Source organism: Mycoplasma sp. CSL10166, from assembly GCF_017116885.1.
In the GTDB taxonomy this organism is placed as follows: Bacteria; Bacillota_I; Bacilli_A; order Mycoplasmatales; family Metamycoplasmataceae; genus Mycoplasmopsis.
Genome location: NZ_JAFIRF010000002.1, coordinates 91035 through 107146 on the forward strand (window position 1 = coordinate 91035; position 16112 = coordinate 107146).

Sequence of the window (16112 nt, forward strand, 5' to 3'; positions counted from 1 at the left end):
CCACTTTTAAAAACCCATAATAGCTAAACAAAAAATATAAAAAATAACAGGGTAAAGGCTCCCTATTATTTTTTATATTATATTTAATTATGCTAATGTAGGTACATATCCTAATCAAAGCATGAAAACTAATGTTATTAAAACTCCAAATGCTAATGAAATTAATAATACCGATCAGAATAAGAATGAATCACTCTCATTTACATAAATTTCTTTTGTTTTTACAATAGTTTCTTGTTTTACACTATTTGAATAATCAGTAAATACTAATAAATGATCTTTATTAGAAACTCTTTGAGCAACAAAAGCATATGAGTAATCTTTTTCTTCGACAAAAGCCACATATTTTCTATTGTAGATAACAAAAGAAATTTCTTGTGATAATCTAATATTTTCGCCATTTTCTAATTGTACATATACAAAATTTTCAGGTGCATGCGCAACATCTTCTCTTGCAAATATTTTTGTCGATAATCTACTAGTTGATTTTGTTAAAGACTCTATAATTAATTTTAATAATTTTGTCTTTTTAACATCTTCATTATAATATTCTTTCAACTCTTTAGCAACTGATAACGAATAAGATAGTTCGTTTTTAATATCTTGTCTATCTTGAATTGAAGTTATTTTCTCTTCAACTACTTTATCTGAAATTTTTTCTAATTTGTTAGCAAAAACAGCTAATGACTCTAATTGTTCTTCTTTTGAAAGGTCTCTAATATAGTGATATTTAATTAAATCATTATCATTTGTATAAATTTCTTTTACGACTTCAACTGGTACTTCTTTAATTACTTCAACTTCTTTTACGACTTCAACTGGTACTTCTTTAATTACTTCAACTTCTTTTACGACTTCAACTGGTACTTCTTTAATTACTTCAACTTCTTTTACGACTTCAACTGGTACTTCTTTAATTACTTCTCTAACTTCTACTTCTTTTTTAACTTCAACATTATCATAAGATTCAGCTCTTGCTTTTAATATTTCAATTTCTCTTTGTAAAGCAGCTTTGTCTGAATTTGTATCGTTTAATTTTGCAAGTAATACAGAAACTTCATGTGAATCTACGTTTTTGCTTTGTAATAAAAGTTGTAATTCCTCGATTTGTTTTTGTAATTTTTCAATTTGAACATCTTTAGGGTTTTTCTTTCTTTCAATAACAAAATCGTCATCAGCAGGGAAATAAGTTTCATGATCACGTAAAACTTTAAAATCAACAATTTCTCTTAAGTATTTTCCAGCTTCTTCATAATTTCTTAAACCAGTTTTTTGATCAACATTAAATTCTCTAAGAATATCAAATTCATCAACGTTACCATCGTATCTTTCGGTATTAACTTCAAATTCAAAAATTCCATCTTCGTTTTTTTCAGAAATAAAAAGACCACCAAAAACTTTTTTTTCAGTTTGAAAATAAGTAGCACAATCGTATCCTAATTCTAAGAATCAATTCATAGCATCTTTACGTGTTTTAAATAACGCTAAAGCAGATTTAACTTTTGGGTGTTTTAAAGCTCACGGATAATTTTTATCATTGCTTGGCTTATATAAACATAATAAACGTTTCATATTTTTTCCTCTTTTAATAAATTTTAATTATATTTTTAATCTTGATTGGGATATTTTTTAAGAGATTATTCTTAATAAATAATCTTGTAATTATTATACATTTTTTGTAACTTAAAATAAGTGAAAAAATAAAAATAAATATAAGCGCTATATATTTATCGATAAATAGCACTTTTTACTTTTTAAAATAAGTATCATTTTTTTGTTTCTCACCAATAATATGGCATTTTCTACATCTAGGTTCGTATTCGGAGTCTCCTAACAAATTTAATTCGCTATTAATTTCTTTACGGAAAGAAAATGCCGCATCAGACTTACATACTAAACAAACAGCTTTTAATTTAGTCACATAATCGGCAATAGCTAATAGATGTGGAGTAACACCAAACGGTCTTCGCATAAAATCCATATCTAAACCGCTTATTATTACCCTAACTCCATTTAAAACTAAAAAATCTATTACTTCATAAATTCCATCATCAACAAAATTTATTTCATCAATAGCAACAGACTTAACGCTAGAGTCTCAATTATCTAGTATCTCCTTTGCTTTTTCAATTACAATAGCATCCGTTTTTGCTCCGGTTCTACTAACAACCATAGTTTCGCTGAATCTATTATCAAAACGAGGTTTAAAAACTAAAGTTTTTATTCCTGCAATTTCTAAAATTTTTAATCTTTTTAATAATTCTGCACTTTTTCCAGAAAACATTGGGCCGGTGATAATTTCCAAAGTTCCCTCAGGTTTTTTTAAAAACATATTTACTCCTAAATAATAATTATAATGTTCTATTATTTTAAAACTATTTAAATAAATAAAAAGAAATAAAAAAATTTTTTCAAAAATTCATATTATTTTTTTGTTATACTAATATTTCAATAAAAATATCCGGAGGTATTGATGGTTATTGGAATTAGCGGAATGATAAGTAGTGGTAAAAGTACTTTGACAAAAAAATTAACAAAATTTTACAAAAATTCTCTATTACTTGAAGAATTTGAAGAGAACGATGAGGTTTTTAATCAATTTTTAGAGTGATTATATTCAAAAAGAGAAAATTTGACAATGGGGTTTCAAGCGTACGTAATTGAAAATCATACAACAAAATTAAATGAGATAATAGATAAATTTTATGAATTAAATTATTCAATGGATAAAAACCATATATTTTTAGATAGATTTAGCATAGAGCATTACATATTTGCATCAGTTATACTCTCTAAAAAAGGCGATAACTATTTAAAGGGGTATGATGCTATGTTTAATAACTTAATAAAAAATAGGGAGACCCCTGATCTAGCAATTTATTTAGATTTAGATTATTCGACATTTGAAAAAAGACTATTTAAAAGAGGTAGAGAAGTAGAGATAAATCACTATTCTGAAAATATAGAATACTTCAAAAGTCTTTTTGCACTTTACAGGAAAACTTTCGAAAAACAAGCTAAAAAATATAATTTGAATTACGTGATAATAGATACTAAAAACTTAAATGAAGAAGAGGTTTTTAACAAAACAATTGAAATAATCGAAAAACATAAAAATAAATTAATTTTAGAAAGAAAGAAATAATGGTTATATCTGTAAGCGGAATGATAGGTAGCGGAAAAAGCACTTTATCAAAACTTTTAAATAAAAAATATAAAAACTCTGTTTTATTGGAAGAATTTAGTGAAAATGATGAAATTTTTAACAAATATTTAGAATGAATTTATTCACAAAAGCCAAATATTGATTTATCTTTTCAAGCATATATCACTGAATCCTTAGAAAATTCATTTAATATTGCTAATAAAAAATTTTTAAACAAAAATTCACATAAGGATACACATATATTTTTAGATAGGTTTAATATTGAGCATATAATTTTTGCAATCGTCACACTTTCAAAAAAAGAATCTAGATACCTAAAAGCTTTTTTAGAAATGTCTGAGCATTTAATAAATTTAGATAATAATCCTGATCTTGCAATTTTTCTTGATATTAATTTTAAAAATGTTGAAAATAGAATTTTAAAAAGAGGAAGAAAAGTTGAAATAGATAATTTTAATAAAAATTTTGAATATTTTTTTGAATTACATTCTATTTATAAAAAGGAATTTATTAATTTAACCACAAAATATAAAATACCATATGTAATAATAGATACTAATAAATTGAGCGAAGATGAAGTTTTTGATAAATCTATTAATATAATCGAAAATTTTGATTTTAGTAAATCAAGAAGAAATTAATATTTTGTTAAAAGTAAAAACATCAATACTGTTTTTACTTTTTTTGTTCATTTTTTCAAAAAAATAAATTATTATTCAGGAGGAAAATGAAGAAAAGACATAAATATTTAATTTTAAGTAGCATTGTAGTTGGAAGTTTAATAACAGCAACAATACCTATTAGTTGAACTAATAAGAAACAAATAAAATTTAATTCGAATAGCGACTTTAAAACAACGCTGCAAAAAGATAAATTCAATATTGAAATAAAAAAATTAGAAAACAAAACAATAGATTTTAAAAAGATAAATTCAAAAATTGAGTCACTAAAAAATGAGAACAATATAAACTACGAAGAATTAAAGAAAAACAAAGAAAAAGAGATAGAAAATAACCAAAAAATAAAAAATACTTTAAAAGTAGAATTGAGTAATAATAAATTATTAAATTCATTTAAAAATATAGAAAATCTAATAAAAAATAAAATTTATTTAAACAATGATATTTATAAAATAAGTATAAATTACATAGATATAAATGAAATTGAAAATAAAAACATAATTAACGAAGTTAATCAAGAATTAAAAGGACTACTCAAAATTTTTAATTTAGACTTAATGCATAGTATAAACCAATTAAATGATATAGAAATTACAAATAAAGAACTATACATAGAAACTTATAGACAAATCCAAGAACTTAATAATTCTTTTTTAGATAAAATAGAAAATAACTATTTTGACAATGAAATAAATAACTATAAATTGCATATAGATGATTATTACTATAATTCGTTTATTCTTAAAAATACTATTGAGTCCAAGTTTGAGTTAGATAAAAAAATACATAATATAAATTTAGATATTTTACGTTATAAGAAATATTTAATCGAAGATAAAACAAAAGCAAATGAATCTTTAATAAACATTTTAAATCAAGAAACAGAAATGGTAAAACGTTTTTATTCTAGTTTAGAAAAAGAAATTAATACTATCAAAATAAAGATAAAAGACATGAATGAAATCGACCTAGCAATTCTGAATATATATAACGATACATCAATAAAAATTTTTAATCAAAATTTAGAACTTAATCTTAATTTGTTTGAATATATAATTCCAAAGATAGTAAATGAAGCAAATATCCATACATATCAAGAAAATCTTAAAAAAATCAAAGATAAAAAGAGAATTACCAATGATTTTTATAATAGAAAAGATAAAAATAATTTAGAAAAATATATCTTTATAAATAATGAAATAGTTAATAACTTAATTGATGTAATTCAAATTATTTTAGATATCACAAACACAATTGATAAAAACTATAATTTAGCAAAAGATAATGTAAACGAAATAATAAATAATAATATTGTTTCAGAAAATCAAATTATTGATTTAAATTTAGAATTAATTGAAAAGAAAAATAAAGCAAAATTATTAAATTCTAAAATAGAAGAAAATGAGTTAATTATTTCTAGAAATGCAAAAGAAATTATTTTGAATAGAAATAACAAAAACATTATTCTCGCAGAAAATAATAAACTTTTAAAAAGTCAAAACGAAGAGAATTTATTGGAAATTAATAAAATAAATAAAAATATAAATAATATTGAACATAAAATAGAACAACTTGTTTTAGAGATTAATAAAAATATTAAATTTATAAAGACAATTTCTAATAAAATAAGTAAATTAGAATTAAATACAAACTTACTAATGAACGCACACAAAGAAAATATAGTTTTATATAATAGAATTCTAGAAACAATAAAACTATTATCGTCCGACAGCAAAGATAAAAGTAAAATAATAAAGAAATTAAATGATCAAATTTTAATAATTGAAAATCAAAATCACGAATATAATAAATTAATTGAAGAATTAAAAAAGTCAAGTCAGAATACTGAAAATAAACTTAAAGATCAAAAAAGAGTAATAAATAATTTAAATAGTGAATTAAATTCTAAAAATGAAATTATTAAATCAAAAGAAATAAAAATAGAAGATTTTAATATAAAAATAGCAAACAATAAAAGCGAAATATTAAATCTTAAAAACATAATTAGTGATAATAATAATGAAATTAACTCTTTAAACCAAAGAATTCAAGAAATGAATTTAGAACTAGAGCAAACAAAAGAAGAAAATAATAATAAACAAGAAAAAATAGCACAATTGAACTCTAATATTAATGAATTAAATATTAAAATCAAAAATTTAACTAAAAATAATCAAGAAAAACAAGAAAAAATTGTTTCTTTAATAGATGATAATAATAATTTAAATAATGAATTGTCATTAGTAATTAATGAGAATAATAAATTAAAATTAGAGTTAGAAAAATCAAAAGAAGATATAAGTAATTTATTGAAATTAATTAACGAAAAAGAATTAGAATTACAAGAAAAAAATAAAAAATATGATGAATTAGTAGAAATTATTGCTCAAAAAGATAAAGAAATTGAAAGATATAAAATTTTAATTAAGAATTATAATTCCGATTTAGAAAGTAAAGAGAATATAATAAAACAATTAACAGAAGATAATTTAAGAAATAATCTAAATATACAAAATTTAGAAGAACAAAAAAGAAAAATTAGTGAAGAATTAAATTCTAAAAAAGAAGAGTTGAAAAATTTAAAAAGAGAAATAGAAGAATTAAATCAAAAAATAAAGCAAAATGAAATAGTTATAACCGAACAAAAAGATAGGATTGAAAAATTAAACGAAATAATTAATCAATCTAAAATTGGGCTCCAAAACTCTTTAAAAATACTTACAGATATGATTAAAAACATAAAAGAATTAAAATGATTAGACACAACAATTAATTATCCAGGTTACGGAATATCTATGTCATTTGAAATTGCTGACGCTAAAGAAAGTAGAGTTTTAATAAAAAATAACTTAGAAGATATTGAAAATGTTATAGATTCTTATGAGAAATTAATAATATCTATAATTAACAAAATGTCAGTTTAATAAAAAAAGTAAAGAACAAACTTTACTTTTTTTATTATTTAACCATGCTTGCAACTTCAGAAGCAAAGTCTGATTGTACTTTTTCAATACCTTCACCAACTTCAAATCTATAGGTTTTAACCAATTTAGAATCAGTTGTTTTTAAATATTTTTCAACTGTTAATGAATCGTCAATAACATAAGGTTGTTTTTCTAAAACAAATTCTGAAAGTTGTTTATCCAATCAACCTTCAACAATTTTTTCTTGAATTTTTTCTGGTTTACTTTCAAATCCTGTTGGTTTTGTAAATCCTGCCTTAACTGATTCTAAACGTTCTTGAGGAATACTTTCTACTTTATCAAATTCAGGGTTTAATGCAGATACATGCATTGATATATTTCTAGCTACTTCAGAATTTTTACCTTTTAAAACTGTAACTGAAGCAATTTGACTATTTGCATGAACATAAATACCTAAAACTTCATCTTCTTTAGCTTCAACTGCTAAAACTCTACGTAATGAAATTTTTTCACCAATAACCGCTGTTGCGTTTAATAATTCTTGTTCAACTGTTAATTCATTATCTAATGTAACAGTTAAAGATTCTTCAAGTGTTGTAGCTTTAGCTTCATATAAAGCTTCAGCAACCTTGTTTAATAAACTTAAGAATTTTTCGTTTTGAGCAACAAAATCTGTCTCAGAGTTTACTTCAACTAATATAGCTCTTTTTTCGTTACCAGCAACTGTAACAGCTCCTTCAGCAGCAACTCTACCAGCTTTTTTAGCAGCTTTAACGATTCCGTTTTCTTTTAATCAATCGATAGCAGCTTCAATATCATAGTTTGTAGCTTCTAAAGCTTTCTTAACATCTCCAAAAGGAGAATTTGTTCTAGCTCTTAATTCTTTGATTAATTCCATTTTGTTTACTGACATATAATGACCCCTTTAATTAATTATTTTCTTCTTGTTTTTTAGATTCTTTTACTTCATTGTTTGAAGTATTTTTTGGTTGAAATTCAGGTAAAACAACTTTTTCATCGTCTTGGTACGCAAATAATTGTTGTCCGCCTTTTACTTTAGCAATAGCATCGGCTAATACTGTAATTATAAGTGTTATTGATTTTGCTGAATCATCATTTGCAGGAATTCCGAAGTCAACTAAATCTGGATTAGCGTTAGAATCAAGAAGTGAGATAACTTTTAATCCTTTTCTTTTTGCTTCTTTAACAGCAATTTCGTCTTGAATAGGATCTGCAACAATCATAACATTTGGTAAACGTTTCATTGAACGAATTCCATTTAAGTTTTTATGTAATTTTTCAAGTTCTTTTGTGAAGTTTAACGCTTCTTTCTTTGTGTAACCTTTAAAATTATCAGCTGCTTTAGCTTCTAATTCCTCCATTTTTTGTACACGTTTCATAATTGTTTCGTTATTTGTAAGAGTTCCACCTAATCATCTTTCTGTTACATATAATGAGTTAGTTCTTTCAGCTGCAGCTTTAATAGCATCTTTAGCTTGTTTTTTTGTACCAACAAAAATAAATTGAGCATTTTTAGCAGCTAACGAACTTACTAAAGAATAAGCAAATTCTAAATATTTTTGTGTTTTAAAAATATCAATTATGTGAGCACCTCTATTTTTTCTATTAGGAACAAGAAATTCTTTCATTTTTGGGTTTCAAGCATATGTTTTGTGCCCAAAGTATGCACCTGCTTCTAATAATTTTGTTCTTGAAACGATTGGTAATTTTGTTTCTTTTGTTTCTTTTGTTTCTTTTGTTTCTTTTGTGTTGTTTTCAACTTTTTTGTTTTCTGTCATTTTAAATTTCCTTTTAGTTTGTTTTTTATCGTAACGATTTCGAACACCTAGCACCTCTAATTATTTAGGCACACCCAAGTGAATTCACCGTTATTTTTTTAATATTCGATTAAATTATTTCAATATAAATATAATCTTTTTATATTTTAACATTTTTATTAAAAAAATAAAATTTATTTTAAATACAAAAAAGACAGTTTTTCAAAAACTATCTTATTTTAAAATTAAAAATGATTTATACGGAACGCCAATTTCAAATGTCATGTTTTCAAATTTATCAAAATCACTTTGAGTTCTAGAATTAATATTTCCGTTAAACAAGAAATTAATATATTCATTACTTATAGAAATTGATCTAACAAAGTTAGAATTAATATCTTTAGCTAAAAAAGTATAACTCGGATAAAATACTTTTATTTTTCCTTTTGACTTAGATATTTTAATAACTGTTCTTCTTTTTGTTAGAAAAATAGCTTGACTATCTCGTTCATTTGAATCAAACATAGATTCTTTAGAAAATTGTGTAAGCTTTGAATTTAATTTTGTATCAAAATCCGGAAGACTAATGTGTTTATGAGATTGTAAAAGTGTTTCTTTTGGGTCTACACCTATAACATGAATATATAACTGACTATGTTTTCCTGCATTAGTGTTAGGAAATAAATATCAACCTTTATTTTCAGAATTATCAGGGTATGGTCTAGAATAAAACTGATTTAAATTAGCCAGAAATGTAATTCAGTTTTTAGATAAAAATTCAGATGATTTACTTTCATCAAATTGAATTTTTGAGTATTGTTCTTTGAATTCAACCCAATCTAATTGGTTTTCTTCAGAATTTAAATCAATATTTAAAAGTTTCGAAACCTTAATAACATCATCATGTTTTTTAGAATCATTAAAATTTTTCGGTTCTTGATCTTCGTTTTTTATAGATTGATTTGAGCATGATAAAGATGCAATCGGAAGCACCAATCCTATATTTAAAAAAAACACTTTCTTTATTTTTTTGAAGTTCATATGTATCTCCCTATTATATATTACTTTATGGTAATATTATAGTATTTTTCTTGTTTTTGAGAAAAAAATAGCCATTTAAAAAAATAAAAAATATAGCATTATTGGGGCGATCGACGGGATTCGAACCCGCGAATGACGGGACCACAACCCGCTGTGTTAGCCGCTTCACCACGATCGCCATATTTGCTATATGTAAAAATATTATAATATATTTTTTGAAATACAAAAGAAAATATTATAATAATTTATCGAGGTTAATAATGAAAAATAAAGAAAGTTTTTTAAAAAGATTTTGATCTGTTTTTATTTTAATAATTAAAGTAACTTTTGTTGGTTTCGGGGGTGGAAACGCTTTACTTCCGATAATAAAAAAAGAAGTTGTTGATAAAAAAAGTTGATTAACAAAAGCTGAGTTCGATGACATTGTAATTGTAACCAATATGATACCTGGTGCTTCTGTAATAGAAACTATATCTTACATTTCAGTGAAGCGTCTAGGTAAAATTTGAGGTTCACTAATAACTCTAATTGCCATACTACCACATGTATTGATGGCTTTCGGATTTTTATTATTATTTAAATTCATACCGTCAGACTATATAAAAATAATTTCTGTTGGTGTTTTAATTTCAATAATTGCTTTTTTATTGAGATTTGCTCAAAGATACATAAAACAATCGAAACAATCCTTACCAATATATATATGAATACCAGTTATTTTATTCACAGCAGGATACTGTTTATTCGTTCCATCTCCATATAACATTCCTTTTGTCGCAATAATAAGTGTTTCGTTAATGTATTTTATATTTAAATATTATAAAAATAAAGGTGGTAAATAATGATAGCACTTCTAGTTTCAATACCATTACTCATTTTAGTATCACTAATTGTTTTTGGTGGCGGTCAAGTATTTATGCCTGTTTTTAGTTGAATGTGAAACTTAATGAGTTCAACTTTTGGTTCACAAATAGATTCTGATACAATAAATAAAGTTTTTACTGTCTCAAACACTACCCCCGGGGTTGTTTCAACAAAATTTGCTTTTTTTACAGGTTATTTAATCGCAAACGGTGAATGGTGAGGTTATTTGGCGATATTTTTAACATATCTTATATTTTGTATACCAGCTATTCTAATGATGTTACTAGCAATGAAATATATAAATAGATTTAGAAGTAGTACATTTATTCAAAATTTAATGACAATTATGAAACCTATCGTTTCAGGAATAATTATCAGTTTAGCAATACAACTATTTATAGGAATATACGCTCCTGAAATTATATTTAATAAAAGTATAGATAAATATGCAATATTAAGTAATGATAATTTATTTGTGGGTTATAAAAATGCCTTATTAAAAATTTTTATAACAGTCGGTATTTTATATTCATATTGGCTTGCAAAGAAAAATTTTTCACTATTTTGAATAATAATTATAAACGTGTCTATATCTTTTATAATTTTCGGAATACCGCTACTTTTAGGAAAATAAAAAGCAACATTTAAAATATTTTGTTGCTTTTTTAAATAATTATAAAAACTAAACTATTTTAATTAAATGTTCCTTAGAGTAGTTTTCACCTTTTAAGTGATCTCTTTCAACATGGATTACCTCTATTTTTTCATTACCTTGTGTGTGCATACCATGTTTTTGACCTCTTCGAAATCCTTTGATTAAACCTTCTAATTCTTCCAGTGTATTTGCTTTTGCTACAACTTCACCACTTGAAACTAATTTTGCTTTATATTTGTACATTTTTACCTCCGTATATTAAAACTATACATATATATCTACTTTTATTATATTCTAGATAATAAAAATATTAAATTACAATTAAAAATTGTATTTAAACTTGATATATAATATAAAAAAATTTCATATTTATGCAAATTAATTTAAAAAATAAAAACGATATATCTTGATATTAGGTTATCGTTTTTATTTTTATTTAATATTAATAAACTTTATTTTTTCTCAGTTTTTTCTTTAGTAAATAATTCGGATGCTAACGACATAGTTCCAGCAATAGATGATAAATTAGACGGCAAGAATATTTTTGTAGCCTTACCATTTGCTATTTCTTTTAGTTGTTCAATTGCTTTTAATGTTAAAATTTCATTATTAAGATTAGCTTCGTTGATTATATTAATTGCTTTTCTTTTACCTTCCGCTTCTAGTATTTCACTTTCTTTTTTAGCTTCCGCCTTTAATATTTGAGCTTGTTTATCCGCCTCGGCTTGTAATATTTTAGCTTCTTTTTGACCTTCAGCAATTAAAATAGAAGAAGCTTTTGAACCTTCTGCTTCTAAAATATTTGCTCTTTTTTCTCTTTCTGCACGCATTTGTTTTTCCATCGCGTTTTGAATGTCTCTTGGAGGTATTATATTTTTAATTTCAACTCGATGAACTTTTATTCCTCAAGAATCTGAAGCTTCATCTAAAATTAAAGTTAATTTTGAATTAATTGTATCTCTAGATGTTAAGGTTTCGTCTAATTCTAATTCACCAAGTAAATTTCTTAATGTTGTAGCAGATAGATTTTCGATAGCTTTCATAGAGTTTTCAGCTCCATAAATAAACAATTTAGGGTCTGTTATTTTTAGATAAACTACGGTATCTACTTTAATTGTCGCGTTGTCTTTAGTTATAATATCTTGTTCTGGAAAATCAAGAACTTTTTCTTTATAATTTTCTCTTGCTACTACTCTATCTAAAAAAGGTATTATAAAATTAATTCCATTTTCTAAAGTTTTATTATATTTACCTAAACGTTCTACAATAGCAAATTTAGATTGCGGTATTACCTTAATTGAAGAAATTAAAGCAATAATTAAGAATAATAAAATAACTACCAAAAAAATGATCCCTATAATCATTCCTAGCATTTTAATCTCCTTTCAAAATGTTATATTTCGTTTTTTTCAAAATTCAATTTAATTATGATGTAATTTTTATTACCTTAAATTTTATTTTTAAACTTAACATTAATCTTAACCATAATTAAAATAAGTAACCGTAAAAAATAGAATCATAAAAATAAAAAGTAAATAGTTAATCTTATATCAATCTAAAAAGGTTCAATTAAGAAATAATATGATTAGGTATCGACTAAAATAAATTTAACACAACTTATTGAATTTATAAAATAATTGTATCATTTTTTAAATTGAACATTTTAACTTTTATAAATACCATTTCGAAAATATATTATTATTATAAAATTTTAATAAATTCATTTAAAATAAATGCAATAGTTATTTATAATTATTCTAAAGAAAGAGGAAATGTGACCACAAATAATAGTTTTAACGTAATTTTAAATTCAGCCCAAATGAACTTCGGCTCAAATAGAGGTTTAGCATCCTTACCCTTATGAGCAAAAATAATTTTAATCGTAGCTCTCATTTTGTTATCTTTAATTATGATATCTTTTCATAAAAATTCAAAAGAAAAAATTACTAATTTTAAAGAAAAACAATTAGAACAATATATAAAAGATAATCCAAAACATAAAAATATTAAATACGAATCAACTGGATTATTTTTACCTGCGTGACAAAGAGCAAAATATAATTTTCCATTATTTATGTCAGTTGTATTTTTGAGTATTGCGATAATAATATTAATTATTATATTAAAAGGATAAGATTATTGTTAGTTTAATGAAAAATTCTCGCTTGATGCGAGAATTCTTATTTTTTATTATTTTTATTTAATTAAACCAACCATTTCACTCGTTGTTAATGCTCTTGTTTTTCCTTCGATAGGTTCGTATTTATTTAATGAACCTTCTTGTAAAACAATAACAACCACATCTGATAAGTAACCATTTTCTTTAACTAAAGATAAATCAACTGTAGCCAACTTATCTCCAGCATTAACTTTTTTACCTAATTTTACGTGTGATTTAAAGCCTTCACCATTTAATTTAACTGTATCAATACCAATGTGCACTAAAACTTTAACACCTTCTTTTGTTTCGATACCGTAGGCATGTTTAGAATCAAATAAAGAAACTATTCTTCCTTTTACAGGGGAATAAACATTACCTACTTTATTAGCATCAAATCTAACTACAAAACCATCACCCATTAATTTTTCAGAGAAAACTCCATCATTAAGTGATTCTAAAGGTAATAGTTCACCTTTTGCAACAGTTTGTATTTTTACACTTTTTTTAGTAATAATTTGTTCATTAGATACAATCTTTTCTTCAACTTCTTTAGTTTCAGTTGTTGTAGGCGATTCAACTGATTTAACTTCCGGTTGAATTGTTGCATTGTTATCTTTTTGTGCCTGCTCTCACTTAGCAATTAAATCTCTTTGTGATTTAATCTTTGAATTAACTTGTTCAGCTGTAGGCCCTAAAATAGCTTGAACATGTGTTTCGCCTTCGAACTTAACACCGAAAGCTCCTGCTTGTTTAATAGAATCAGCATTAACTTTTTTTATGTCTTTAACATCATATCTAAGTCTTGAAGCACAATTATTAAATGCCTTAATATTATCTAACCCGCCAAAAGCTTGAACTAAAGCTAAAGCTTGTTGATCAATACTACTAAATTCAGAATTTTCTGAATTTGATTCAGTTTGTTTCTTGCTTAAAAAGTCTTTTTTTGTAAATAATTTAGTATTTCCACCACGACCTGGAGTTGCTAAATCTGCTTTTTTAATTCAGAAATAGAATACCAAGAAATAAATTGGTGCATAAGCTAAACCTAAAACAATTACATAGTAGAATTGAGTTCCTTTAGCAAAAGGAATAATACCATATAATGTTAAATCTAAAATTCCACCTGAAAATACCATAGGTATGTGAACACCTAATAAATTAGCGAACATAAATGATGTTGCTATTGTAAACGCATGGAAACCTCAGAATAATAGCGGTGATAAGAATAAGAATGTAAATTCAATTGGTTCTGTAACACCAGTTACTAATGAAGTAAACGCGGCTGGTAACACTGTACCCGCTGCTACTTTTCTATTTTCTTTTGGTGCTGCAAAAATCATTGCAACTGCAGCTGCTGGTAAACCAAACATCATAACCGCAAACTTACCGTCAGCAAACCTACCAATTTTTATACCTAAATCTTTAGCAATAAATTCAAATAATGGTTTGCTAAAGTTAATTGTTTCTCCATTTGCTTTTGTAATAGATCAATCAATTACATTAGATGAAAATTTCAATAAGTTAACAGCAGCCGTCGAATCACCTTTAAACTTATCCGGATTACTTGAAACTTCATTAATTAATGCAGATAGTGATGCACCTGCGTTAAGTGTATCACCGCTAGCTTTAATAGAATCTTGTCATGCATTAAGTGCTTCATTAACACTTCCTCCAGCACTAGAATATCATAACGGCGCATAAAATACGTGATGTAAACCAAATGGTATTAAAGATCTTTCGAAATAACCAAAGATCAATGACTCAATACCATATGGAACTTTTTGTAGTGCGCTTCCAAAGTGGTTTAAACCAACTCCTACTCATGGTCAAAATAATAAGAACAACAACGCTAACCCAAAAGAAGCAGGGATTGTTATTATTGACACAAATCTCTTACCACCAAAGAATGATAAGAATTTTGGTAGTTGAATTACATGAAATCTGTTGTATAAATATTGGACAGTTAAACCAACTGCAATACCACCAAATACAGATGTTTGTAAGGCTCTAAACCCTAAAGTTGTACCAACTAAATTTTTTAATGTCTCAGGATTACGTCCACCCTGTGTAAATAGAACTTTATAACCAATAAGTTCTCTTCCGATTTTTATTTTTTCGTTTTGAGAGTTTAAAATAAACTCTTTAGTTTCTTTGTTTTGCAAGAATACATCTGTTTCAACCGGCGAAATAAACACTTGTTGAATCGCGATAAAAACCATATAACCAATTATTGTTGCAAAAACACCAACACCAGCTTCGTCTGTAAAAGCTATAACGAACGCAGATGCGAATAACAATGGTAATGCCGCAAAAACTGGATCACCTAATGCAGTTATAGCATTACCAAAAGTTTGTAGTGCAGAACCTTCTGCACCTTGACCACTAATTGCGGCCCCAACTCCAAGAAATAAACCGGCAATTGACATAATAGATATAGGCAACATAAATGCACCTGAAATTTTGGATAATATTTTTCTTAATTTACCAGAATCACTATTGTTCAATTTCTGTTTTTTCTCAGAATTTAATCGTTTTCTGAAAATTGCTTTCATTAATTCCTTTCTTCATTGTCTATCAAATATTTCTAGAATATTTGTAAAATAATCATCAAAAAATAATAAATAAAATTAACAAAGTGTACATTAGAACTTTGTTTATTATAAATTAAATCATTTTGATGAACCTTATAACTAACTAAGTATTTTTTAATGCTTTTATGCATTTTTTGTTTTTTGTTTGTTATTTATTTTACTTCCTAGACACCAAAATTATATAATAAGATTAAATACATAAATAAAAAATATTTAATTATTATATTAATACTTTACTTTTTTCATATTTAT

14 protein-coding genes and 1 tRNA gene are annotated in these 16112 nt (G+C 24.9%); 6 read left to right on the forward strand and 9 right to left on the reverse strand.

Translation table 4 applies throughout. The features are described from left to right. Positions 1-87: 87 nt before the first annotated feature. Together JXZ93_RS02715 and JXZ93_RS02720 are read right to left on the reverse strand one after the other, a co-directional pair. Positions 88-1572, reverse strand: a complete 1485-nt coding sequence (locus JXZ93_RS02715; protein WP_205852660.1) for an MAG3090 family protein — start codon at positions 1570-1572, stop codon at positions 88-90. Positions 1573-1747: 175 nt separating this feature from the next. Continuing rightward, a complete protein-coding gene (locus JXZ93_RS02720) occupies positions 1748-2332 on the reverse strand; it encodes a thymidine kinase (protein WP_205852034.1) in 585 nt (194 codons plus the stop codon). A 141-nt stretch (positions 2333-2473) separates the two neighbouring features. Between JXZ93_RS02720 and JXZ93_RS02725 the strand changes: the two genes are divergently transcribed. The 3 genes from JXZ93_RS02725 to JXZ93_RS02735 all read left to right on the forward strand — a co-directional run bounded on the left by JXZ93_RS02725 (position 2474) and on the right by JXZ93_RS02735 (position 6770). Continuing rightward, the gene (locus JXZ93_RS02725) at positions 2474-3145 is read left to right on the forward strand and encodes a deoxynucleoside kinase (protein WP_205852033.1); all 672 of its coding nucleotides are present in this window, start codon (positions 2474-2476) and stop codon (positions 3143-3145) included. Then, a complete protein-coding gene (locus JXZ93_RS02730; protein ID WP_205852661.1) occupies positions 3145-3807 on the forward strand; it encodes a deoxynucleoside kinase in 663 nt (220 codons plus the stop codon). The genes JXZ93_RS02725 and JXZ93_RS02730 overlap by 1 nt, the downstream gene beginning before the upstream one ends. Before the next feature lie 86 nt (positions 3808-3893). Next, positions 3894-6770 carry a hypothetical protein gene (locus JXZ93_RS02735; RefSeq protein ID WP_205852662.1) on the forward strand — a complete coding sequence of 959 codons (2877 nt, stop codon included), beginning with the start codon at positions 3894-3896 and terminating at the stop codon, positions 6768-6770. Positions 6771-6804: 34 nt separating this feature from the next. Here the strand turns inward: JXZ93_RS02735 and tsf are convergent, their stop codons facing one another. From tsf to JXZ93_RS02755, 4 genes are all read right to left on the reverse strand, one after another. Continuing rightward, positions 6805-7683 (reverse strand): translation elongation factor Ts, encoded by an 879-nt coding sequence (gene tsf / locus JXZ93_RS02740; protein ID WP_205852663.1) that lies wholly within the window; start codon positions 7681-7683, stop codon positions 6805-6807. 16 nt (positions 7684-7699) lie between these two features. Further along, complete coding sequence (gene rpsB, locus JXZ93_RS02745; protein WP_205852664.1) at positions 7700-8569, reverse strand: 30S ribosomal protein S2; 870 nt, start codon at positions 8567-8569, stop codon at positions 7700-7702. A gap of 213 nt (positions 8570-8782) precedes the next feature. Continuing rightward, the gene (locus JXZ93_RS02750; RefSeq protein WP_205852028.1) at positions 8783-9589 is read right to left on the reverse strand and encodes a hypothetical protein; all 807 of its coding nucleotides are present in this window, start codon (positions 9587-9589) and stop codon (positions 8783-8785) included. A 102-nt stretch (positions 9590-9691) separates the two neighbouring features. Continuing rightward, positions 9692-9767: transfer RNA gene (locus tag JXZ93_RS02755), tRNA-His, on the reverse strand. Positions 9768-9849: 82 nt separating this feature from the next. Between JXZ93_RS02755 and JXZ93_RS02760 the strand changes: the two genes are divergently transcribed. Both JXZ93_RS02760 and JXZ93_RS02765 read left to right on the forward strand, forming a co-directional pair. After that, entirely contained in the window at positions 9850-10431 is a 582-nt protein-coding gene (locus JXZ93_RS02760; RefSeq protein ID WP_205852027.1) for a chromate transporter, read from the forward strand. Next, the gene (locus JXZ93_RS02765; RefSeq protein ID WP_308699363.1) at positions 10431-11087 is read left to right on the forward strand and encodes a chromate transporter; all 657 of its coding nucleotides are present in this window, start codon (positions 10431-10433) and stop codon (positions 11085-11087) included. Before JXZ93_RS02760 ends, JXZ93_RS02765 begins: the two co-directional genes overlap by 1 nt. 48 nt (positions 11088-11135) lie before the next feature. Here the strand turns inward: JXZ93_RS02765 and JXZ93_RS02770 are convergent, their stop codons facing one another. Both JXZ93_RS02770 and JXZ93_RS02775 read right to left on the reverse strand, forming a co-directional pair. Next, positions 11136-11351: an MAG6790 family protein gene (locus JXZ93_RS02770; protein ID WP_205852026.1), complete on the reverse strand. Its 216-nt coding sequence runs from the start codon at positions 11349-11351 to the stop codon at positions 11136-11138. Between the two features lie 209 nt (positions 11352-11560). After that, a complete protein-coding gene (locus JXZ93_RS02775) occupies positions 11561-12481 on the reverse strand; it encodes an SPFH domain-containing protein (RefSeq protein WP_241006921.1) in 921 nt (306 codons plus the stop codon). A gap of 401 nt (positions 12482-12882) precedes the next feature. Between JXZ93_RS02775 and JXZ93_RS02780 the strand changes: the two genes are divergently transcribed. Beyond that, entirely contained in the window at positions 12883-13242 is a 360-nt protein-coding gene (locus tag JXZ93_RS02780; protein ID WP_205852025.1) for a hypothetical protein, read from the forward strand. Positions 13243-13304: 62 nt separating this feature from the next. On the opposite strand, the gene JXZ93_RS04270 is transcribed toward JXZ93_RS02780, so the two are convergent. Then, positions 13305-15821, reverse strand: a complete 2517-nt coding sequence (locus tag JXZ93_RS04270; protein ID WP_205852665.1) for a PTS transporter subunit IIABC — start codon at positions 15819-15821, stop codon at positions 13305-13307. Positions 15822-16112 lie beyond the last annotated feature (291 nt).